Origin of the sequence: Arthrobacter sp. Bi83, assembly GCF_918698095.1 — a bacterium.
Classification (GTDB): Bacteria; Actinomycetota; Actinomycetes; order Actinomycetales; family Micrococcaceae; genus Arthrobacter.
Window position 1 is genome coordinate 34,543 of the sequence record NZ_CAKKLY010000033.1, and the last position, 19,713, is coordinate 54,255.

17 protein-coding genes are annotated in these 19,713 nt (G+C 67.3%); 11 read left to right on the top strand and 6 right to left on the bottom strand.

What is annotated here, in order from left to right:
* The first annotated feature begins 85 nt into the window (after positions 1-85).
* From LQ144_RS23150 to LQ144_RS15440, 4 genes are all read left to right on the top strand, one after another.
* Positions 86-343, top strand: a complete 258-nt coding sequence (locus LQ144_RS23150; RefSeq protein ID WP_354962161.1) for a hypothetical protein — start codon at positions 86-88, stop codon at positions 341-343.
* A 125-nt stretch (positions 344-468) separates the two neighbouring features.
* Positions 469-2,166, top strand: coding sequence for a urocanate hydratase (locus LQ144_RS15430; protein ID WP_230119586.1), 1,698 nt, complete (start codon positions 469-471; stop codon positions 2,164-2,166).
* A gap of 118 nt (positions 2,167-2,284) precedes the next feature.
* Positions 2,285-3,877 (top strand): histidine ammonia-lyase, encoded by a 1,593-nt coding sequence (gene hutH / locus LQ144_RS15435; protein WP_230119587.1) that lies wholly within the window; start codon positions 2,285-2,287, stop codon positions 3,875-3,877.
* Positions 3,878-4,040: 163 nt separating this feature from the next.
* Positions 4,041-4,277, top strand: coding sequence for a hypothetical protein (locus tag LQ144_RS15440; protein WP_230119588.1), 237 nt, complete (start codon positions 4,041-4,043; stop codon positions 4,275-4,277).
* A 130-nt stretch (positions 4,278-4,407) separates the two neighbouring features.
* Here LQ144_RS15440 and LQ144_RS15445 read toward each other — a convergent pair whose 3' ends face one another.
* Positions 4,408-4,668 carry a hypothetical protein gene (locus LQ144_RS15445; protein WP_230119589.1) on the bottom strand — a complete coding sequence of 87 codons (261 nt, stop codon included), beginning with the start codon at positions 4,666-4,668 and terminating at the stop codon, positions 4,408-4,410.
* A gap of 245 nt (positions 4,669-4,913) precedes the next feature.
* Here LQ144_RS15445 and LQ144_RS15450 point away from each other — a divergent pair, with 245 nt between their 5' ends.
* Positions 4,914-7,157 (top strand): transglycosylase domain-containing protein, encoded by a 2,244-nt coding sequence (locus LQ144_RS15450; RefSeq protein WP_230119590.1) that lies wholly within the window; start codon positions 4,914-4,916, stop codon positions 7,155-7,157.
* 56 nt (positions 7,158-7,213) lie between these two features.
* On the opposite strand, the gene hutG is transcribed toward LQ144_RS15450, so the two are convergent.
* Both hutG and LQ144_RS15460 read right to left on the bottom strand, forming a co-directional pair.
* Entirely contained in the window at positions 7,214-8,179 is a 966-nt protein-coding gene (gene hutG / locus LQ144_RS15455; RefSeq protein ID WP_230119591.1) for a formimidoylglutamase, read from the bottom strand.
* Between the two features lie 172 nt (positions 8,180-8,351).
* Positions 8,352-9,794, bottom strand: coding sequence for an NCS2 family permease (locus LQ144_RS15460; RefSeq protein ID WP_230119592.1), 1,443 nt, complete (start codon positions 9,792-9,794; stop codon positions 8,352-8,354).
* Between the two features lie 108 nt (positions 9,795-9,902).
* Between LQ144_RS15460 and LQ144_RS15465 the strand changes: the two genes are divergently transcribed.
* A complete protein-coding gene (locus LQ144_RS15465) occupies positions 9,903-10,556 on the top strand; it encodes a copper resistance CopC family protein (RefSeq protein ID WP_230119593.1) in 654 nt (217 codons plus the stop codon).
* Between the two features lie 5 nt (positions 10,557-10,561).
* Here the strand turns inward: LQ144_RS15465 and LQ144_RS15470 are convergent, their stop codons facing one another.
* A complete protein-coding gene (locus LQ144_RS15470) occupies positions 10,562-11,203 on the bottom strand; it encodes an FAD-binding protein (RefSeq protein WP_230119601.1) in 642 nt (213 codons plus the stop codon).
* Between the two features lie 438 nt (positions 11,204-11,641).
* On the opposite strand from LQ144_RS15470, the gene LQ144_RS15475 reads away from it, so the two are divergent.
* Entirely contained in the window at positions 11,642-12,679 is a 1,038-nt protein-coding gene (locus LQ144_RS15475) for a universal stress protein (protein ID WP_230119594.1), read from the top strand.
* Positions 12,680-12,682: 3 nt separating this feature from the next.
* Positions 12,683-15,379, top strand: coding sequence for a PEP/pyruvate-binding domain-containing protein (locus LQ144_RS15480; protein WP_230119595.1), 2,697 nt, complete (start codon positions 12,683-12,685; stop codon positions 15,377-15,379).
* Positions 15,380-15,448: 69 nt separating this feature from the next.
* On the opposite strand, the gene LQ144_RS15485 is transcribed toward LQ144_RS15480, so the two are convergent.
* Positions 15,449-16,108 (bottom strand): DedA family protein, encoded by a 660-nt coding sequence (locus tag LQ144_RS15485; protein ID WP_230119596.1) that lies wholly within the window; start codon positions 16,106-16,108, stop codon positions 15,449-15,451.
* 153 nt (positions 16,109-16,261) lie between these two features.
* On the opposite strand from LQ144_RS15485, the gene LQ144_RS15490 reads away from it, so the two are divergent.
* The 3 genes from LQ144_RS15490 to LQ144_RS15500 are packed head-to-tail and all read left to right on the top strand — an operon-like array spanning position 16,262 to position 19,240.
* Complete coding sequence (locus LQ144_RS15490) at positions 16,262-17,383, top strand: hypothetical protein (protein ID WP_230119597.1); 1,122 nt, start codon at positions 16,262-16,264, stop codon at positions 17,381-17,383.
* Entirely contained in the window at positions 17,380-18,387 is a 1,008-nt protein-coding gene (locus tag LQ144_RS15495; RefSeq protein ID WP_230119598.1) for an ABC transporter ATP-binding protein, read from the top strand. The genes LQ144_RS15490 and LQ144_RS15495 overlap by 4 nt, the downstream gene beginning before the upstream one ends.
* Positions 18,388-18,397: 10 nt before the next feature.
* Positions 18,398-19,240, top strand: coding sequence for an ABC transporter permease subunit (locus tag LQ144_RS15500; protein WP_230119602.1), 843 nt, complete (start codon positions 18,398-18,400; stop codon positions 19,238-19,240).
* A 40-nt stretch (positions 19,241-19,280) separates the two neighbouring features.
* Here the strand turns inward: LQ144_RS15500 and LQ144_RS15505 are convergent.
* Positions 19,281-19,713: C40 family peptidase (locus tag LQ144_RS15505; RefSeq protein WP_230119599.1), on the bottom strand; the 433-nt coding region annotated here is incomplete at its 5' end.

Here is a 19,713-nt window from a genome sequence, read left to right on the forward strand (position 1 = left end):
GCGAATACCTTCTCGTCATTGGGAGGGGGATCGCTATCCAGCAGACCATGTTTGGCGAAGCTGTGATGAGGCTCACGGGCAGTTCGTGTCTTCGATTTCAGACTGTCCTGCTGAGGTCGCCTGTGTCCTGACGGTCAGTGAAAGCGCCGCCAGTGCCCTGCTGTACGAGGCCTCCGTCCTGACGGCCGGCCTGCAGATGACACCATCCGCGCTGCAGGCGGGCAGCATTTCATGGCAGCATGCCCGGATCGTGGCGGACGAAACCATGGACCTCGGCACGGCGTGGGACTCACGGGATTGTTTCAGCGACAACGTGTACCTACCTTCCTGCCATGGTTTTTGATGAGCGGCCTTGTCTGGAATACCGGACAGGTGCGCTCTGAAACCCCTGTTTACGCCGCCGGGGAGGGGCTTTAGTAGATACAGAAGCACTCCGCTCTCCCAAAACAGCAACACGAAGGAGCCACCATGGCACCCGCCGATTTCACCACCGGTGCCCGCCCGGTCAAAGCAGCCCGCGGCACCGAGCTCACCGCCAAGTCCTGGCAGACGGAAGCCCCCCTGCGCATGCTCATGAACAACCTGGACCCGGAAGTCGCCGAGCGCCCGGATGACCTTGTGGTCTACGGCGGCACCGGCCGGGCGGTCCGGTCCTGGGCCGCGTTCGATGCCATCACCCGCACCCTGGAGACCATGGAGAAGGACGAGACCCTGCTGGTCCAGTCCGGCAAGCCGGTCGGCGTCTTCCGCACCAACGAGTGGGCGCCGCGCGTGCTCCTGGCCAACTCCAACCTCGTGGGCGACTGGGCGAACTGGCCCGAGTTCCGCCGGCTCGAGGCCGAGGGCCTGATGATGTACGGCCAGATGACCGCCGGCTCATGGATCTACATCGGCACCCAGGGCATCCTGCAGGGCACCTTCGAAACCTTCGCGGCCATCGCCCGCAAGCTCACCGGCGATGAGAACGGCACACTCGCCGGCACCCTGACGCTCACCGGCGGCTGCGGCGGCATGGGCGGCGCCCAGCCCCTCGCCGTCACGCTGAACGACGGCGCCTGCCTGATTGTCGACGTCGACGAGACCCGCCTGCGCCGCCGTGCCGGCAAGCGCTACCTCGACGAAGTAGAGACTGACCTCGACGCCGCGATCGCCAAGGTCCTGGCGGCCAAGGAAGAACGCCGCGGCTGGTCCGTCGGCTACGTCGGCAACGCCGCCGAGGTCTTCCCGGAGATCCTGCGCCGCCACAACGCCGGCGAGCTCACCGTCGACATCGTCACCGACCAGACCTCCGCCCACGACCCCCTGTCCTACCTGCCCGAAGGCATCACCGTGGCCGAATGGCAGGCCGAGGCCGCCGCCGATCCTGAAGGCTTCACCAAGAAGGCCCAGGCCTCGATGGCCAGGCACGTCCAGGCCATGGTCGAATTCCAGGACGCCGGCGCCGAGGTGTTCGACTACGGCAACTCCATCCGCGACGAGGCTCGCAAGGGCGGCTATCCCCGTGCCTTCGAATTCCCCGGCTTCGTCCCGGCCTACATCCGCCCGCTGTTCTGCGAGGGTCTGGGCCCGTTCCGCTGGGTCGCCCTCTCCGGTGACCCGGAGGACATCGCCGTCACGGACAAGGCCATCAAGGAACTCTTCCCGGAGAACAAGCACCTGCACCGCTGGATCGACGCCGCCGCCGAGCGCGTCGAGTTCGAGGGCCTGCCGGCCCGCATCTGCTGGCTGGGCTACGGCGAACGCGCCAAAGCCGGCCTGCTCTTCAACCAGCTCGTCAAGGAAGGCAAGGTCAAGGCCCCCATCGTGATCGGCCGCGACCACCTCGACTCCGGCTCCGTGGCCTCCCCGTACCGCGAGACCGAGGCTATGGCCGACGGCTCCGACGCGATCGCCGACTGGCCGCTGCTCAACGCCCTGCTCAACACCGCCTCCGGCGCCACCTGGGTCTCGATCCACCACGGCGGCGGCGTCGGCATCGGCCGCTCCATCCACGCCGGCCAGGTCTCCGTCGCCGACGGCACCGACCTCGCCGCGCAGAAACTCGAACGGCTCCTCACCAACGACCCCGGCATGGGCGTCATCCGCCACGCCGACGCCGGCTACGACCGCGCCGTCGAAGTCGCCAAGGAACGCGGCGTCCGCATCCCCATGTCAGAATCCCGCTAACCCCAGCTCGCGAAAACCTCGTCGATTGCTCCGTAGGTGCCGTTTTGAGCCTTGAAAAGGGCCGTTACGGAGCAATCGATCGGAGGACCGGCTAACAATTAGACCTAGGTAGATATCAATGACCATCACAACGCAAGCACCCCTGACAGTCACCCTCGGTTCCAGCGGAGTGACCCCCGAGGACGTCGTCGCCGTAGCGCGCCACGACGCGAAGGTGACCATCTCCACCGAAGCGCTGGAGACGGTGGCCGAGGTCCGGGCCCACATCGACGACCTCGCCTCCAGCGACGTCCCCGCATACGGAATCTCAACGGGCTTTGGGGCTCTGGCCAACCGGCACATCCCCAATGAGCTGCGCACCCAGTTGCAGAAGTCGCTCATCCGCAGTCACGCCGCCGGCATGGGCCCGGCCGTGGAGCGCGAAGTGGTCCGCGGCATCATGTTCCTGCGGGCCAAGACCCTCGCGTCCGGCCGCACCGGTGTCCGTCCGGTGGTGCTGCAGACGATGGTGGACGTGCTCAACGCAGGCATCACCCCGGTCGTCCGCGAGTTCGGTTCGCTGGGCTGCTCGGGCGACCTCGCGCCTCTTTCGCACTGCGCGCTCGTGCTGATGGGCGAGGGCGAGGCGACGGGACCAGACGGCGAGCTCTACGGAGCCAAAGGCAGCCGCCCGGTCGCCGACCTCCTCGCCGCACACGGGATCGCACCCGTCACGCTCGCGGAGAAGGAGGGCCTGGCACTCGTCAACGGCACCGAGGGCATGCTCGGAATGCTCCTCATGGCCATCGCGGACATACGGCTACTGCTGACGACGGCGGATATCACCGCCGCCCTCAGCGTCGAGGCGCTGCTCGGTACCGATCAGGTGTTCCTGCCCGAACTCCACGCGGCCCTGCGGCCGCACCCGGGCCAGGCTGCCAGCGCGGACAACATGCTGCGGGTGCTGTCCCATTCCCCGATTGTGGCCTCCCACCGGGTGGGGGACTCCAAGGTGCAGGACGCGTACTCGCTGCGTTGCGCACCCCAGGTGGCCGGGGCGGTCCGGGACACCGTGGACCACGCCGCCCTCGTGGCCTCGCGCGAACTGGCAGCCGCCATCGACAATCCGGTGGTGCTTCCGGACGGCCGCGTCTCCTCCAACGGCAACTTCCACGGCGCTCCGGTGGCGTACGTGCTGGACTTCCTGGCCATCGCTGTGGCCGACCTGAGCTCCATTGCCGAACGGCGCACCGACCGCATGCTGGATCCCGCACGCTCCCACGGCCTGCCCGCATTCCTCGCCGGTGATCCGGGCGTGGACTCGGGGCTGATGATCGCGCAGTACACGCAGGCGGGGCTGGTCTCTGACAACAAGCGGCTTGCGGTTCCGGCCTCGGTGGACTCCATTCCGAGCTCCGCCATGCAGGAGGACCACGTGTCCATGGGCTGGCATGCCGCACGCAAGCTCCGGAAGGCAGTGGAGAACCTGCGCCGTGTCCTGGCGATCGAACTCGTGACGTCTGCCCGGGCCATCGACATGCGCACGCAGCTTTCCGGCGGTGAACTGACTCCGGGTCCGGCCGGTACCGCCGTCGTCGCCGCGCTGCGCAACGTCGTCGACGGTCCGGGGACGGACAGGTTCCTGTCGCCGGAACTGGAAGCGGCGGACCTGCTGGTGGCGTCCGGCGAGGTGCGGGCGGCAGCCGAATCCGCCGTCGGAATCCTTGCCTGAGGCAGAACAATATGCGGCGCCGGGAAACATTTCCCAGCGCCGCCGAAATACTCTGCAACGCTCCGGGAACGAGCCCGCCGAGTGTAGTAGAACTGAAGGTGTAGTGAAAGTCACATCGACGATGCTGTGGCGGAAGAACATCCACAAAGGGGTAGAAGTTCAAATGAAAGCACGCGGGGCAGTCCTGTCCAGGCGCATCGCACACGCTGCAACGGTTTCCAACTGGGGATCATTGCGGCCGGGCGAGCGGGTCGAAATCCTCAAGCATGCGCATGTCATTGCGGCAGGCGAGGTTGAGGAGATTTCGCGGAGCGGCAACGTTCTCTGGCTCGTAGGCAGCGGGCATTCGGAGACGCAGCCCTACATGAAGTCCGACGGCGTGCAGGTCCGCCGGGCCTAACGCACGTGGTCCGGACCTAACGCACGTGGCAGGACCCGTCAGTAAAAGGGTTTAGGCACAAGAGAGCCCCCGGCCCCGGGGTCGCCCGCTTTTCAGCGGGGCGAGACCAGGGGCGGGGGCTCTTTGCGTGTTAAGCTGCGATGTCCTCGTGGGTTTCGCCAAAGGGGACGGAATCGTCGAGGGCGACGGTGTACCGGCCGGGTTCAAGCCGGGTCACCCGGATGCCGCAGGTGCCTTCTTGGGCAGCTGCTTCGATCAGGGCTTCAACCGCATTTTCCAAGCCCTCGTGGACCTGGTCCGCGCTGGTGAAGGCCAGGTGGATGGACCGGGAAGCCGACGAGCCTAACGCGGGAGACGAAGCGGTTGGGCGCTCCATTGTTGCTGTGCTCATGTGCCAAACTTTCTGTGATTCGTGCCGATGCCGGAGACTATTCTACCCGCCCATCGGGTCAGACGTAAGATGACTGGCATTTGACAGTCGCTTTGACCGGCATTGTCTTGTCCTTTTCACCCGTCCCGTTACAGCCGGATTCACGGCCGGATTGGAGCGCCCGCGGGCCGGGGCGGCCGGATGTGGATCGGGTAACGGGCGGCGCGTATCGTGAAATCAAGCGGGATGCGTGGTGAGCTGGAAGCATGGCACTGAAGAGGTTTTTGTCCCGGGCAGCCCGGGCCCTGGCGGGAATGCTCGGGTTCGTGGTCGTGAGCGGTATCTGCGGGGTCCTGGTGGCAAGCTTCATCGTACCGGCGGCGGCCTTGGCCGGCACCGGGGTGAGCCGGTCGATCTCCTACTTCAACAGCCTTCCAACCGACCTGGCGGTGCAAACGCCGGCGCAAACCACCAGGATGGTGACCGCGGACGGAAAGCTGATCGCCAGTTTCTATGACGAAAACCGGGTGCGGGTCCCGCTGAAAAACATGTCTCCGTTCATCAGGAACGCGCTCGTGGCCATCGAGGACAGCCGTTTCTACGAGCACAGCGGAGTGGACACCCAGGGTGTTCTCCGGGCGCTGACCAGCAACATCACCCGCGGAGAGCGGCAGGGGGCGTCTACCCTCACCCAGCAGTACGTCACCAACGTGGCCAACGAGTCCCTGATATCCGCAGGACGCGAGGACCAGGTGGTCCTCAGCGGCCAGAAGAGCATGGGGGACAAGCTGCGCGAGATGCGGCTCGCCATGGCGCTGGAAAAGAAGTACACGAAGGACCAGATCCTCGAGGGTTACCTCAACATCGTCTTCTTCAACCGCAACGCGTATGGCATCGAGGCGGCCGCCCAGTACTTCTTCAGCGTTCCGGCCAGCAAACTCACCCTGCCGCAGTCGGCCCTGCTGGCCGGGCTGGTCAACAGCCCCAGCTTCTATGATCCGGTGACCAATCCGAAGAACTCCGTCAAGCGGCGCAACCAGGTCCTGGACGCGATGCTGGAACAGGGCAAGATCACCAAGAAACAGCATGACGCCGCCAAAGCCTCCGGCGTGGGCCTGAAGGTCAGGCCGTCCCGGCAGGGTTGTGCCGCCGCCGCGATAGCCCCGTACTTCTGCGACTACGTCACCCATCTGATCCTCAACAACCCGGCGTTTGGCCCGGACACCCAGGCGCGCGAGCAAAAGCTGTACCGTGGCGGGCTGACCATCACCACCACGCTGGACAGCAGGCTGCAGGCGGCCGCGCAGGCACAGGTGGACTCGACGGCCGGGGCTAATCCGGCCAAATGGGGCTCGTCCCTGGTCTCCGTCCAGCCTGGAACCGGCAAGATCCTCGCCATGGCGCAGAATACGGTGTTCCTTCCCCAGCGCGGAAAGTTCGATACCCAGCTGAACTTCAACGTGGATTCCAAGGACGTCAACGGCAACGACCTCAACGGCGCTGGCGGCTTCCAGCCGGGTTCCACCATGAAGCCGTTCACCTTCGCCGAATGGCTGCACGAGGGCAGGACCATGACGGAGACGGTGGACGCCTCAAAGCGGGAGTACCCGCTGGGATTCCGCTGGCGGTCTTCCTGCGGGAAAGTGCTCGGCGCCTACAGCACGAAACAGCGAAGGGCCGGCCTGGAAGCCGCCGACGACCTTCAGAACGCCTCGGACGGCTACTACCGGAAGATGCCCGTCAATTACGGACTGTACAACTCCATCAACACGGCCACGTTTGCCTCAGCGTCGCAGCTGGACTTCTGCGGAATTCAGAACATGGTCGACGCCGTAGGCATCCACAGCGGCCTGGACGGCACCCCGGTCAACATGCACCAGCTGGGCAATCTGCTGGGCGCCACCGGCGTGGCACCGCTGCACATGGCCAATGCCTTCGCGACTTTCGCCGCCGATGGCCGCTACTGTGAGCCGTTCGCGGTCCTGCGGGTGGCGGACGTTGCCGGCCAGCCGCTGCCGGGTCAGGCCCCCAGCTGCCGCGACGCCGTAGACAAGGACGTGGCCCGCGGAGTGAATGCGGCGCTTCAGGATGTGCTTAAGGTGGGATCGGGCATCTACATCAACCCCAAGGTCCAAAGCCGGGTCCCCGTCGCGGCCAAGACAGGAACGAACAACAGCAACGGCGCCACGTGGGTCCTCGGTTACACTACCGGGCTGGCCACAGCGTCCTTCTTCGGCGACGCGCTGGAGGGTCAGCAGCGGCCCGGCAGGAACCTGACCATCAACGGAAAGTTCTACAGCCGCATCGACGGGTACATGATCGCCGGACCCCAATGGGCAAATTACATGCTCAGGGTGGCCAGCCTCTACCCGGCGGCGGCCTTCCCCAAGCCGCCCGCTGCAATGGTCAGGAAGCCTCCCCCCGCTCCGCGGCCGCCCGCAGCTAAACCTGCCCGCCCGCCGGGCAGCCCGGCCACGAGCCGGCCTGCCACGCCGGCCCCGCGCCGCTGAACGGTGCTGAACGGTGCCGAACGGTGCTGATGTGACTTGAGGACCCGCCCGCTGGCCTACGCCAGCAGGGTGTTGACGAGCCGCGCCGACAAGCGGGCCGTGCGGTTGTCGAGGTCCAGTGCCGGGTTGAGTTCCGCCACGTCCGCGTGCAGCAGCTTCCCGCTGGCAGCGGCCTGGCGGCACACAGCGCTGATCACCGGAAGCGGGACGCCGAACGCCGCCGGCGCGCTCACCCCGGGGGCAACCGACGCCGGCAGCACGTCGAGGTCGATGGTCAGGTACAGGACATCAATGTCAGCAAGAAAGTCCGCAACGAACGCGTGCACCGCGTCCGCTGTGCAGTCCTCATCCAGGAGATATTCCACCCCGAGGCGGTGGGCGGTGTCGAACAGTGCACGCGTGTTGTTCGGTTCGGAAATGCCGACGACGGCGTACTTCAGTTCGCGCCCCGCAGCGGCTTCCGCCCGGGCCATCTGGAGAAACGGCGTGCCCGAGCTGGGCGCGGCTTCGTCGCGGAGATCGAAGTGGGCATCCAGGTTCAGCACCCCGAGCCGCTTGCCCCCTAGGACGGCCTCGGATCCGGCCACACCGAGGTAGCTTGCGAAGGCGGTTTCGTGGCCGCCGCCCAGCAGTACGGTGAGGTTGCCGGCGTCGAGCAGTGCTGCGACCGCCGCCCCGGCCCGGGCCTGTCCGGCTTCAAGTCCGCGGTCCGTGACTGCCACGTCCCCGGCGTCAAGGACAGGCCTGCGCAGGTGGAAGGCCAGGGGCCCCAGCGCCTTCCGGATGACGGCAGGCGCTTGGGCGGCGCCGGTCCGGCCCTTGTTGCGCCGCACGCCCTCATCGCTGCAGAAGCCGAGGATCACTGCCGGGCGGGCAGCCTTGTCTGGAGCGGTGGCTCCGCCGGCGGCCGCCGTGTAGGGGGCCACCGCCTGCCACCACCGGCGGTGCGCATCGCCGTCGCCGTCGAAACGCCCCGTCCAGGGCTGGGGCTGGGCATCAACGGAAAGCGCGGGAAAATCCATGCTTCAAGCTCACCGCATGCAGTCAGCGAAAACCAGCCAGGCCGTCGTCGTCCTGTCTGAAATCCCGGAACCGCGCCCCGGGCCATTCGGCTTAAACGGCGAGGTGGCATTTCACGGCAATGTTCTCGAAAAACACTGCCGCAAAATGCCACCTCGGCGAAGGGGAACGCGGTTAGGCCATGCCCAGGGCCTGCTCGAGGGTGCCGATGCCGAAGAACAGGAGGAACGCGGCGGCGACGGCCCACATGAGCGGGTGAACGTCCCGTGCGCGGCCCTGGAAAGTGCGGACCAGCACATACGCGATGAAGCCCGCGCCCAGGCCGTTGGCGATCGAGTACGTGAACGGCATCAGGATAAAGGTCAGGAAGGCCGGAAGGGCGATGCCCCAGTCCTTCCAGTCGATCTTGCCCACCTGGGCCACCATCATGAAGCCGACCACCACCAGGGCGGGGGCCACGGCTTCGAACGGCACCAGGTTGATGAGCGGCGTGAAGAACATGGCCACCAGGAACAGCAGCCCGGTCACAATCGAGGCCAGGCCCGTCCGTGCGCCTTCGCCGATGCCTGCACCGGATTCGACGAAGATCTGGTTGGAGGACACGGACGCGCCGCCGCCCACGATCGCGCCGAGTGCGTCGACCTGCAGCACCCGGTCAACGTTGGGGATGTTGCCGTCCTTGTCCACGGTTCCGGCCTCGTTGGCCAGGCCCACCATGGTGCCCATGGCGTCGAAGAAGATGCTCAGCAGGATCACGAACGCCAGCAGTGTCGCGGCGATGAAGCCCAGGTGTTCGAAGGCGCCAAGCGGGTTGGCCTTGCCAATCAGGGAAAGGTCCGGGGCAGCCCACTCCGTGAACGTTGGGGCAACGAGGGACCAGCCCTGCGGGTTGACGTTCTTGCCGTCGAAGCTCGGGCCGATGTGCAGGGTGAATTCCAGGATGACGGAGAGGATGGTGGAGGCGATGATGCCGATCAGGATGGCACCCCTGACCTTGCGGACCAGCAGGCCGATGGTCAGGATGAGGCCGAACACGAATACCAGCGTGGGCCAGCCCAGGAGCTTGCCGTCAAAGCCCAGGCCCACCGGGACAGTGGTGCCGGCCGCATCCGGGATGCGGCGCACGAACCCGGCGTTGACGAGCCCGATCAGGGCGATGAACAGGCCGATGCCCACCACGATCGCCGTCTTGAGTCCGTCCGGAACAGCCTTGAACACCGCGATGCGGAATCCGGTGAGGACCAGGATCAGCATGGTGACGCCGGACAGCAGGACCAGGCCCATCATGTCCGGCCAGCTCAGCCCCGGGTTGGTGGCCACGGTGACGGCCACGAACGCGTTGACGCCCAGCCCCGTGGCCATGGCGAACGGGTGCTTGGCCCAGGCGCCCATGAGGATGGTGAGGATGCCCGCCACGAATGCGGTGACAGCAGCCACGGCAGGAAAGCCGAGCGTGGCGCCGGAGGAATCCGGGCCGGAAAGAATCAGCGGGTTCAGCACCACGATGTAGCTCATGGCGAAGAACGTGGCAAAACCGCCGCGGATCTCGCGGGAGAAGTTGGACCCCCGTTCGGAAATCTTGAAATACCGGTCCAGTGCAGAGCCCTGCTTAAGCATTAGTCCTCCGGGAGTTTTGGGGTTGGTTGAATCCTATTGGGTTGAAGGGATCCTCCCAGGCAAATTCGCCTAGTCTGTAAGGAAGCCAACACGAGGAGAAATCCGCCCATGCGTTCCACCCGCCAGCTGCTCATCGCCGTACTGGGCGCCGTCGCTTTTGCCGCGATGCTTTTCAGCGCCGGCCCGGCCTCAGCCCATGACGCCGCCGAGTCCAGCAGCCCGGCCGCTGGTGCCACCGTGGCAACGCCTCCCGCGAAGGTGTCCGTCACGTTTAACAACAACCCGCTCGGTTTGGGCTCGCAGATCAAGGTCAGCGACGCATCCGGAAGCGACTGGGCAGACGGCAAGGTGGAGATCGTTGACAACGTGGCCTCGCAGAAGCTGCGGGACGGCGCGCCTGCGGGCAAGTACACGGTGGTCTGGCGCGTGGTCAGTTCGGACTCGCACCCCATTGAGGGGACTTTCACTTTCACTGCAACCGCCGGGGCGGCAGGCTCGACGGCGGCCGCTCCGGTTCCCACGGCAGGCACACCCCAGCCGGGAATCACCCCGGCTCCGGACAAGGTGCCGGACGCCTCGGAACCGTTCCCGTGGAGCCTGGTGGTGTTCGCAGCCGTGGCGCTGGGGCTGCTGGTTACACTCGGTGTCCTCGCTCGCCGCAGGCTCGTGGCCGGGAGCGACGACGAGGATTCCGGCGCGGGGGATACGGCTGACTCCGAAGGTGAGGGCACCGGGGCGCGCCCGGGAGGCCTGTCGTCGTAGCCGGGTTACACGGCTTGGACGGAGGCCGGGAGGGCCGCGAAGCTTCCCGTGAGGACTGAGGGGACGCTGTCCGGGTGAACCTTGGCCGAGATGGCCTGGCCCACCACCTTGGCCTGGCGGAGCACTTCCTTGGGTGTCGGGGTGATGAGCCCGCCCACCCCTACCAGATAGATGCCGATAGCGCGCATGGCAGCCACCAGGTTCTGACCCACCGAGATGCCGAGATCAGTGAGCATCCTGCGGAGCTGGCTGTTGGCGCAGCGCGTGAGCACGATATGGTCCGCCAGCAGTACGCCGTCGGGGGTGTGGACGGCCCACCGGTGGAGGGTGGGTCCGGCTGTCCCGGATCCCATCTTGTCCAGCAGCACCGCAGAGGTGTCGCTGCGGATGTCCAGCTGGTGGCTCGAAGCATAGTTGCGAAGGTGGCGCAGGATCTCGTTGCGCTCCTCCCGCGAAGAGCCATCGGCGGCGTCGCACCGTTGAAGGGGCGGCGTCTGGGACGTCTGGCCGCCGCCCGGGGACTCCAGCCCGCTCACGATGATGGAGTCCACCCCTCGCCGCCGAAGCTCGGTGGCGATTGCCAGGCCGGGAAGGCCGGCGCCGATGACCACCGTGGTGGTCCGTTCAGCTCCGCTGAGACCGGGCATGCTTGACACTAGAGCTTCCTCCTCGAGATTTTCGAAGCGCAGGGCGTCCGTGCCCTGCACGGTCCGCTGCCCCAGCAAGCAGACACAAAATATGGTCCGGACGTGTTCTGAAACACAAATCTCGGATCAACAGTGCCTCGAAGAATACAGACTTTTTCGGACTCTGGATAGTCCTCCGGGAACATTGGCGGAGAACGGCCCTGGGTCAGGGTAAAGCCCCCGGGCAGCCATGCTTAACACGGCCTGAGATTCAGTCGCCGGAGGCACGATTGCTGTGCTCCGGGCATGCTTGCTAAGTACTCTCTGACCGAGAATAGTTGTGTCAAGGAGCAGGTTTTCTACACCCGGGTAAAGAAGGCCTGCAGGGTGACGGCGATTGTGCCTCTGTCTGGCAGAATAGCCGCATCATCAGGGCAGTATCGCGAGGAGGCGGACCGAATGGGCGCACACGAGTTGCATCCGGACCCGGCACGGAATGGCGACGGCAGGTCCCCCAGGCCCCAGGGGATAGTGGTCGGCGTCGACGGTTCAGACCATGGGCAGTGTGCGCTGGTGTGGGCAGCCCGTGAAGCCGAGCGCCGCCGTCGTCCGCTTCACATCGTCACCGCATACTCTGTCCCCATTTTCGCGGCGTCGGGCCTCGACGGCGGGTACGCCACCGTGGACGACTCGGTGATCCGCGAGGGTGCCGAGGCAATCCTGAAGCATGCGGCGGACAAGGTTGCCGGCTACAACATCGACGTCAGCGCCGCCGTCGAGAACGGCGACGCCTCCGGGGTGCTGCTGGAAATGTCCGAAACCGCCGAGCTTCTGGTCGTTGGAACGCGCGGCCGCGGAGGCTTCGTGGGGCGGCTCCTCGGCTCGGTCAGCAGCGCGCTGCCGGCGCACGCCAAATGCGCCACAGTGACCGTCCCCCTGATCTGCTCGGACCGCCTGGGGGAGACCACGCAGGACAAGCACATCAGGGCTGAACAGGCCAAAGCGGGCCGCGCTCCCGTGGAGAACGTCGTTGTGGTGGGCGTGGACGGCTCCGAGCAGGCCCGCGTCGCCGTACTTGAGGCCGCGGCCCAGGCCGAGCGGCTCGGAGCGCCGCTTCGGGTGATCTGCGCGGTGCCCCAGTACAGCGGATCGCTGGCGTGGGTGCCGGCGCCGCTGGACAGGGAAGCGCTGTTTGCTGACATCCAGATCCAGCTCAAGGCCGGCGTCGCCTGGCTGCAGAGCCACTTCCCCCGGCTCGCCATCGAAACCCGGCTCCTGGACGGCTCCCCTGTGGAAGTGCTCGTTGAGGCCAGCCGCCACGTGGAGCTGGTGGTCGTCGGCACCCGCGGCCGCGGCGGTTTCGCCGGGATGCTCCTGGGTTCCACGTCGGACGGCGTCCTGCACCACGCCAAGAGCCCGGTCATGGTGGTGCCGGACAGGGAGGATCTGCGGCTTGCCGACCGCGCCAGCTTCGGCCCCATGCTCGGCGCCTCGTAGCCGATGGGCGCGCTGGTTCTCGGCCTCGGTGACATCAGCGCCAACATGTTGCCCCTGGTGGGCGGCAAGGCCGCGAACCTCGGCGAGCTCCTATCCGCCGGCCTGCCCGTGCCGGACGGCTTCTGCCTTACCACCGAGGCGTACGTTGAAGCGGTGGCCCCGCTCGGGCTCGCCGACGTGCACCGCACCCTGGAGGCCACCCCGACGGATGACCTGGACAGGCTCGCCGAGCTGGCAGGCCGGGCCCGGAGCCTGATTGAGGCGGCCGAGCTCCCGCCGGGGATCGCCGCCCAGGTGCAGGCCGCCTACGAGGCGATGGGCGGCACGGACCGGCCGGACGTTCCGGTGGCGGTCAGGTCGTCGGCCACGGCCGAGGACCTGCCGTTCGCCAGTTTCGCTGGCCAGCAGGACACCTATCTCAACGTGGTGGGGGCGGATGCCCTGGTGGCCTCCGTGCGGAAATGCTGGGCGTCCCTCTGGACGGACCGCGCGGTCGCCTACCGCGCCAGCCGCGGCATTGACCCGTCCACGGTGGCGCTCGCCGTCGTTGTCCAGCGCATGGTGGACGCCGCATCGGCGGGCGTCATGTTCACAGCGAACCCCGTGACCGGCCGCCGCCGCGAGTCGGTGATCGATGCCAGCCCGGGCCTGGGCGAGGCGGTGGTGTCCGGCGCGGTCAACCCGGACCATTTCGTGGTGGACATCGCGTCCGGGAAGATCCTGGAGCGCCGGCTGGGAGACAAACGGCTGGTGGTCCGCGCGTTGCCCGGGGGCGGCACTGAAAGCGTGGACCAGCCTGCTGCGGCAGGGAAGCCCTGCCTGACGGACCCGCAGATCCGGGAGCTGGCCGCGCTGGGCGGCCGGGCAGAAAACCACTACGGATCGCCCCAGGATACCGAGTGGGCGATCGACACGCGCGGCAAGGCCTGGCTGACGCAGTCCCGCCCCATCACCACGCTGTATCCGCTGGCGGACAAAGCCAGGCCGGGGGAGGACATCCGCGTCTACCTGTGCTTCAGCCTCGCCCAGGGGCTGACCCGGCCCATCACTCCGATGGGGCTCGCGGCCATCCGGATCATTGCGTCCTCCATTGGACGTGCGGCAGGCTTCGACGTGCCGGACGCACGGAATGGCCCCTCTCCCTACGTCGAGGCCGGCCAGCGCATCTTCTTCGACCTGACCACCGTGGCGCGGAGCACCGTGGGACGCCGCATCGTCCCTAAGGTGTTTGACGTGATGGAGGCGCGCTCCGCGGCGGTCCTGCGCCGGGTGTTCGTGGACCCGCGGTTTTCCATCACCCGGCGAACTCCCTTGGGGCTCCTGAAACACGTGGGGCCCGTGGCGGTGCGTGCCCACGTGCCGGAATCCCTGCTGCGCGCGCTGTTCCGCCCGGAAGCCGCACTGCGGCGCCTCGAAGCGTTTACCAGGAACTTCAGCGATTCCCTGAACCTGCCACCGGGGGCTTCGCCGCGGCAGCGTCTTGACTACGCTGAGCAAGTCCTGGCCCGAATGTTTCCCATAGTCACCGCCATCCTTCCGCTGCCTGCCCTCGGCTTTGCGATGCTGGCGCTCGCAGGAAAGCTTGCGGGAGGGAAGGAACGTTCCGGAAGTGAACGGAGCATCGAGCTGCAGCCGATTCTCCGGGGCCTGCCCAACAACGTCACCACCGCGATGGACCTGGAGCTGTGGCGGCTGGCAGCGGCGATCCGTGCCGACGACGGGTCCGCCCGAATGTTCTCCGGGCAGCCGCTGACCGTGCTCGCGCAGCGTTTCAGCGCCGGCGAACTTCCCGCCGTGGCGCAGGCGGGCCTGGCCGGGTTCCTGGAGCGGTTCGGCCACCGGGCTGTGGCTGAAATCGACGTCGGCATGCCCCGCTGGCGGGATGACCCGACCCATATCCTTGGCGTGCTCGCCAATTACCTGCGGCTCGACGACCCGGACCTGGCCCCGGACCGCCAGTTCCGCAAAGCGGAAGACGAAGCGGAGGCACAGGTGGCCCGGCTGGTGGCCGAGACCACGGCCAGGAGCCGGGTCCGGGGCGCCCTCGTCCGCGCGGCGCTCCGGCGGGCCCGGCTGTTCGCAGGCCTGCGGGAACTTCCCAAGTACCAGCTCGTGGTGGCGCTGGCCGAGGTCCGGCGGCAGGTGGCCGAGGTGGGCGCCACTCTGGCGGCCGAGGGGCGGATCGCCCGCGCCGACGACGTCTTCTTCCTGGACTTTGCCGAGGCCGGGCAAGCACTGGACGGCGCGGACATGCAGGAACTCGTGGCCCGGCGGCAGGGGGCCTACTACCTCGAGCTGGAGCGGCGGCGAATCCCGCGGCTGCTTCTCTCCGACGGCACCGAGCCCGAGACCCTGCTTTCGTCGGACGGGGCTGCCGGGGAAGGTGCCCTGACGGGAAGCCCGGCATCGGCGGGAACTGTGACTGCTCCGGCCCGGGTCATCCTGAATCCGGTGGGCGCGCACCTGGAGCCGGGTGAGATCCTTGTCGCGCCCTCCACCGATCCGGGCTGGACGCCGCTCTTCCTCACCGCCGGAGGCCTCGTCATGGAAATGGGCGGCCCCAACTCGCACGGCGCGGTGGTCGCCAGGGAGTACGGCATCCCCGCTGTCGTGGGCGTCGCGGACGCCACGTCGGTTCTCCGGACGGGACAGAGCATAACGGTCGACGGCGGTGCGGGCACCATACTGCCCGGAAGCTGACGGCTCCCGCGCACCCAAACTGGCCTACTTAATGTCGTTTTGCGGGCTCAAAGCGGCCTAAAATGCGAGTCAATTTGGGTCCTCCGCCGACTTCCTCCGCCGGATGTAGCGGATGACCAGCCAGACAACGACGACTGCCAAGGCGGCGTACACCGCGTAGTTCAGATAGCGGGCGTACTGTTCCACCATCGAATACTGTTTGCCCAGCAGGACACCCAGACCGATCAGCAGCCCGTTCCAGATCCCGCTTCCAGCGATGGTGAAGACGCTGAACGTTCCCAGATGCATCTTCTCGGCGCCGGCAGGCAGCGAAATGAGGCTGCGTACGCCGGGAAGGAGCCGGCCGAAAAAGACGGCGGACTTGCCGTGGCGCCGGAACCAGCGCTCGGCGGTTTCGAAGTCCTCCCGGTCAACCAGCGGCAGCTTGGAGAGCCAGCGGATGGACCGTTCCAGCCCGAGCTTCGCTCCGAGGAAATACAGTGCCAGCGCACCCACGTAGGCGCCCAGGGTGCTGGTGAGGAAGACCAGGCCCAGGCTCATTGATCCTTGCCGGGTCAGGAATCCGGCGAGGGGAAGGATGACCTCGCTGGGGATCGGCGGGAAAATCGTTTCTGCGAGCGTGAACAGCCCTACGCCCCATTCGCCCAGCGCGTCCATGGACTGGGCGGCAAAGCCGACTATCCCGGTCAGCTCGTCCGCCGGGGTGGTTGAGGCAGCATAGATGCTCATTTGCTCGGGCTCCCACGGCTGGATGACGGCGTCCCGTCCAGTCTGGCCCAGTACGTTCGCGGGCGAAAGCGCGGCGCCGGAATTAGGGGCTGTCAGGGGATGTGCCGAGGCGTACCCTGAGGATATAACCTGCGACGTCGGAGTGGAGTTGAGATGGCCTCCAAGTGGCTGCGGTGGACGCCCGCCGTGGCCGTACCTGCTGTAATTGCTGCCGGAGTGCTGGCAGGGTCCGTTCCCGCCAGCGCCCGGGATCCCCTGCCCGACAAGACGCCTGCCCAGGTGCTCGCCATGATTGGACAGCACACTACCAAGTCCCTGTCAGGAACGCTGGAACAGACGTCCGAGTTCGGCTTGCCCGATGTTCCCCAGATCGGTCCCTCGTCCGGTGCCGGCACGGGCTCGATTGCGGAACTGCTGGCAGGACCGCACAGCGCGCGCGTCTACGTCGACGGCCCCACCAAAGTGCGGGTCCAGGTCATGGACCGGCTCGCCGAGCGTGACGCAGTGCGGCAGGGCAACGACGTCTGGCTGTACAACTCCAAAGACAACACCGCCACCCACGTGACGCTGCCGGAGAAGGCCGCAGGCCACAAATCGCCCGACTCCCGCACGCCGGGAACCATGGCAACGCCGGAGGAGCTCGCGGCCCGGATGCTGGCAAAGATCGACTCGTCCACGGACGTGACCGTCGGTAACGACGTCGAGGTGGCGGGACGCGCTGCCTACAATTTGACGCTGACTCCGCGCTCGCAGGGGACGCTGGTCGAATCCGTGGCCATCGCCGTGGACGGTGAGAAGGGGCTGCCGCTCAGCGTGGAGGTGCGGGCACGCGGCCAGGCCGAGCCTGCGTTCCGGACCGCGTTCTCCAGCCTGACGCTGGGTGCCCCGGATGCCGGCCTCTTCAACTTCACGCCGCCGCCCGGTGCCACGATCAAGAACCTGGCGCTGCCGGCAACGCCCCATGCCGCGAAGGACATGGGCAAGCACCACGCCAAGGGTAAAGCTACGAACGCGACCGGAAAGTCCCCGTCGCTGACGGGCTCCGGCTGGGAGACCGTGGTCGGGTTCCCCGCCCGTGCCGGCGGTGCGAATGCCGATGCGCCGTCCGCCGATACCCTGCTGAAGGACCCGCTGCTTCGGCAGGCCATAATCACTGTTCCCGGCGGCCGGGCGATCTCGACGTCCCTGCTGAACGTTCTGCTGACCGACGACGGCCGTGTCTTTGCCGGGTCTGTACCGCTGGAGCGGCTGCAGGCTGCCGCTGCCGCGAGGTGACTCCCGCTGACCGCGGCGCCGGACTCGCCATCGAGACCAGGGGGCTGACCAAGCGCTTCGGCCACCAACTGGCCGTGAACGCCATCGACTTGGCCGTGCCCCGGGGATCGGTGTTCGGGTTCCTGGGCCCCAACGGCTCGGGAAAGACCACCACCATCCGGATGATGCTTGGCCTCGCCGCGGCCACGGCCGGTTCGGTCACCGTGCTCGGACTGGACATGCCGCGCCGGCTCGACGAGGTACTGCCGCAGGTGGGCGCCCTCGTCGAGGGCCCGGCGTTCTATCCGTTCCTCTCCGGCGCAGCAAATCTGCACCGCTTTGACGCTGCGGACCGGCATGCAACGCCCGGCACGCGGCGCGCCCGGGTGGCGGAAGCCCTCGAGCGGGTGGGGCTATCACACGCTGCCAGGAAGAAGGTGCGGGCCTATTCGCTGGGCATGAAGCAACGGCTCGGAATCGCCAACGCCCTGCTTTCCCACAGGGAACTGCTGGTCCTGGACGAACCCACCAACGGACTGGACCCGCAGGGCACCAGGGAGGTGCGCAGCCTGGTCCGGTCGCTGGCCGCCGACGGCGCCACGGTGTTCGTTTCCAGCCACCTGCTCGCCGAAGTGGAGCAGATCTGCACGCACGCGGCGATCATGAGTGCTGGTCGGCTGGTGGCACAGGGGCCGCTGCCGGAGCTCCGCCAGGCGGGTTCAGCGCAGCTCCGCCTGCTAACGCCCGACGCCGCTGCGGCCTCGGGCGTTCTGGTCCGGTTCGGCATGGCCCCGGTCGTCGGTCATCCGGACGGTGCCGGAGCGGTCATCACCGCAACTTTGCCCGACGGCGCCGGCGGCCTGCCGGGGAATGGCGCCCGCAGCACAGAGACCTTCGCACCGGAATCGATCGTCGCCGCGCTGGTGGCTGACGGCGTCCGCGTCCGCGGCTTCACCGTGGAGCGGGGCAGCCTGGAAGACCGCTTCGTGGCGCTGACGGGGGAGGGCTTCGATGTCGCGCAGTGATGACACCGGCATGGCCGCGCGTGAGGCCCGGCGGCCGCCGTCGAGCGCTTCGCTGGTTGTGTCGGAGCTGACGCTGCTGTTCCGCCGGAGGAGGACCCAGGCCCTGCTGCTGGCACTGGCTGCGATCCCGGTGTTGATCGCCGTCGTCGTCCGGGTCTCGACGGCGGTGCCCGCGGGCCGCGGGCCCGCGTTCCTGGACCGCATCACCCAAAACGGGCTCTTCGTCGGAGTGACGGCGCTGATCGTTTCGGTACCGCTGTTCCTGCCGCTGACCATCGGAGTGGTTGCGGGCGACACTATCGCGGGGGAGGCCGGCCTCGGAACCCTGCGGTACATGCTCGTGGCTCCCGCGGGGCGGGTCCGCCTGCTCATTGTGAAGTACGTGGGGGCGGCTGCCTTCTGTATTGCGGCCCCGGTGGCCGTGGCGCTCGCCGGCGCGGCTATCGGGGCGGCACTTTTCCCCGTGGGGCCGGTAACCCTGCTGTCCGGCGACGTCGTGGAGCCCGGCGAAGCAGTGGGGCGGATGCTTCTGATCGCCGCCTACCAGATGGTGTCGCTGCTGGGACTTTCCGCAATCGGGCTCTTTCTGTCCACGCTTACCGATGTGCCGGTGGGTGCCATGGCCGCCACGATCGTGCTGTCCGTCGGCTCCCAGGTGCTGGACCAGTTGCCGCAGCTGGAGTGGCTGCATCCATGGCTGTTCAGCCATTACTGGTTCGGTTTCGCGGACCTGCTGCGCCAGCCGATCGGGTGGGATTCGTTCACCAGCAACGCCCTCCTGCAGGCAGGTTACATCGCCGTGTTCGGGGCACTGGCGTACGGCAGGTTCGTCAGCAAGGACGTGCTGTCCTGACGTTCACCGGCTGGCGAACATTGCACGGAAAACCGTCGGGCTAGTAGCGCGCAGCCACCGGATAGAGCTGCATGCCTGCCATCGCGCTCAGGTCCGTCACCGTGATGCCTGCGGCGGGGTTGAGGGCCTGAACTACCCTGCCGCCGCCCAGGTAGATGGCCACGTGATAGAAGCCCGGGGCGGATCCCCACACCAGGAGATCGCCGGGCTCCGCCTGCGACAGAGGAACGTGGACGGGCGCCTGGGCGAACTGCTCCGACGCCGTCCGCGGGAGGTATTTCCCTGCCGCGGCGAAGGCGTTCTGAACCAGTCCCGAGCAGTCAAAGCCGTAGGCGCCGGTGCCGCCCCATTGGTAGAAGTAGGGCTTGCCCACCTTGCCCAGGGCCACGGAAATGGCGGTCTGGGTGGAGCCTCCGGGTGAGGGGGCAGGTTGCACTGGAGCTGGCGCAGGAGCAGGTGCCACTGGGGCGGGT

Bases quoted from the DNA above. Each gene is read 5' to 3' on its own strand.
- LQ144_RS15470 (WP_230119601.1), bottom strand. From the start codon at position 11,203: ATGCCCGGTCTCAGCGGAGCTGAACGGACCACCACGGTGGTCATCGGC.
- LQ144_RS15490 (WP_230119597.1), top strand. From the start codon at position 16,262: ATGGCCTCCAAGTGGCTGCGGTGGACGCCCGCCGTGGCCGTACCTGCT.
- LQ144_RS15430 (WP_230119586.1), top strand. From the start codon at position 469: ATGGCACCCGCCGATTTCACCACCGGTGCCCGCCCGGTCAAAGCAGCC.
- hutH (WP_230119587.1), top strand. From the start codon at position 2,285: ATGACCATCACAACGCAAGCACCCCTGACAGTCACCCTCGGTTCCAGC.
- LQ144_RS15460 (WP_230119592.1), bottom strand. From the start codon at position 9,794: ATGCTTAAGCAGGGCTCTGCACTGGACCGGTATTTCAAGATTTCCGAA.
- LQ144_RS15500 (WP_230119602.1), top strand. From the start codon at position 18,398: ATGGCCGCGCGTGAGGCCCGGCGGCCGCCGTCGAGCGCTTCGCTGGTT.
- LQ144_RS15480 (WP_230119595.1), top strand. From the start codon at position 12,683: ATGGGCGCGCTGGTTCTCGGCCTCGGTGACATCAGCGCCAACATGTTG.
- LQ144_RS15440 (WP_230119588.1), top strand. From the start codon at position 4,041: ATGAAAGCACGCGGGGCAGTCCTGTCCAGGCGCATCGCACACGCTGCA.
- hutG (WP_230119591.1), bottom strand. From the start codon at position 8,179: ATGGATTTTCCCGCGCTTTCCGTTGATGCCCAGCCCCAGCCCTGGACG.
- LQ144_RS15465 (WP_230119593.1), top strand. From the start codon at position 9,903: ATGCGTTCCACCCGCCAGCTGCTCATCGCCGTACTGGGCGCCGTCGCT.
- LQ144_RS15450 (WP_230119590.1), top strand. From the start codon at position 4,914: ATGGCACTGAAGAGGTTTTTGTCCCGGGCAGCCCGGGCCCTGGCGGGA.
- LQ144_RS15445 (WP_230119589.1), bottom strand. From the start codon at position 4,668: ATGAGCACAGCAACAATGGAGCGCCCAACCGCTTCGTCTCCCGCGTTA.
- LQ144_RS15475 (WP_230119594.1), top strand. From the start codon at position 11,642: ATGGGCGCACACGAGTTGCATCCGGACCCGGCACGGAATGGCGACGGC.
- LQ144_RS15485 (WP_230119596.1), bottom strand. From the start codon at position 16,108: ATGAGCATCTATGCTGCCTCAACCACCCCGGCGGACGAGCTGACCGGG.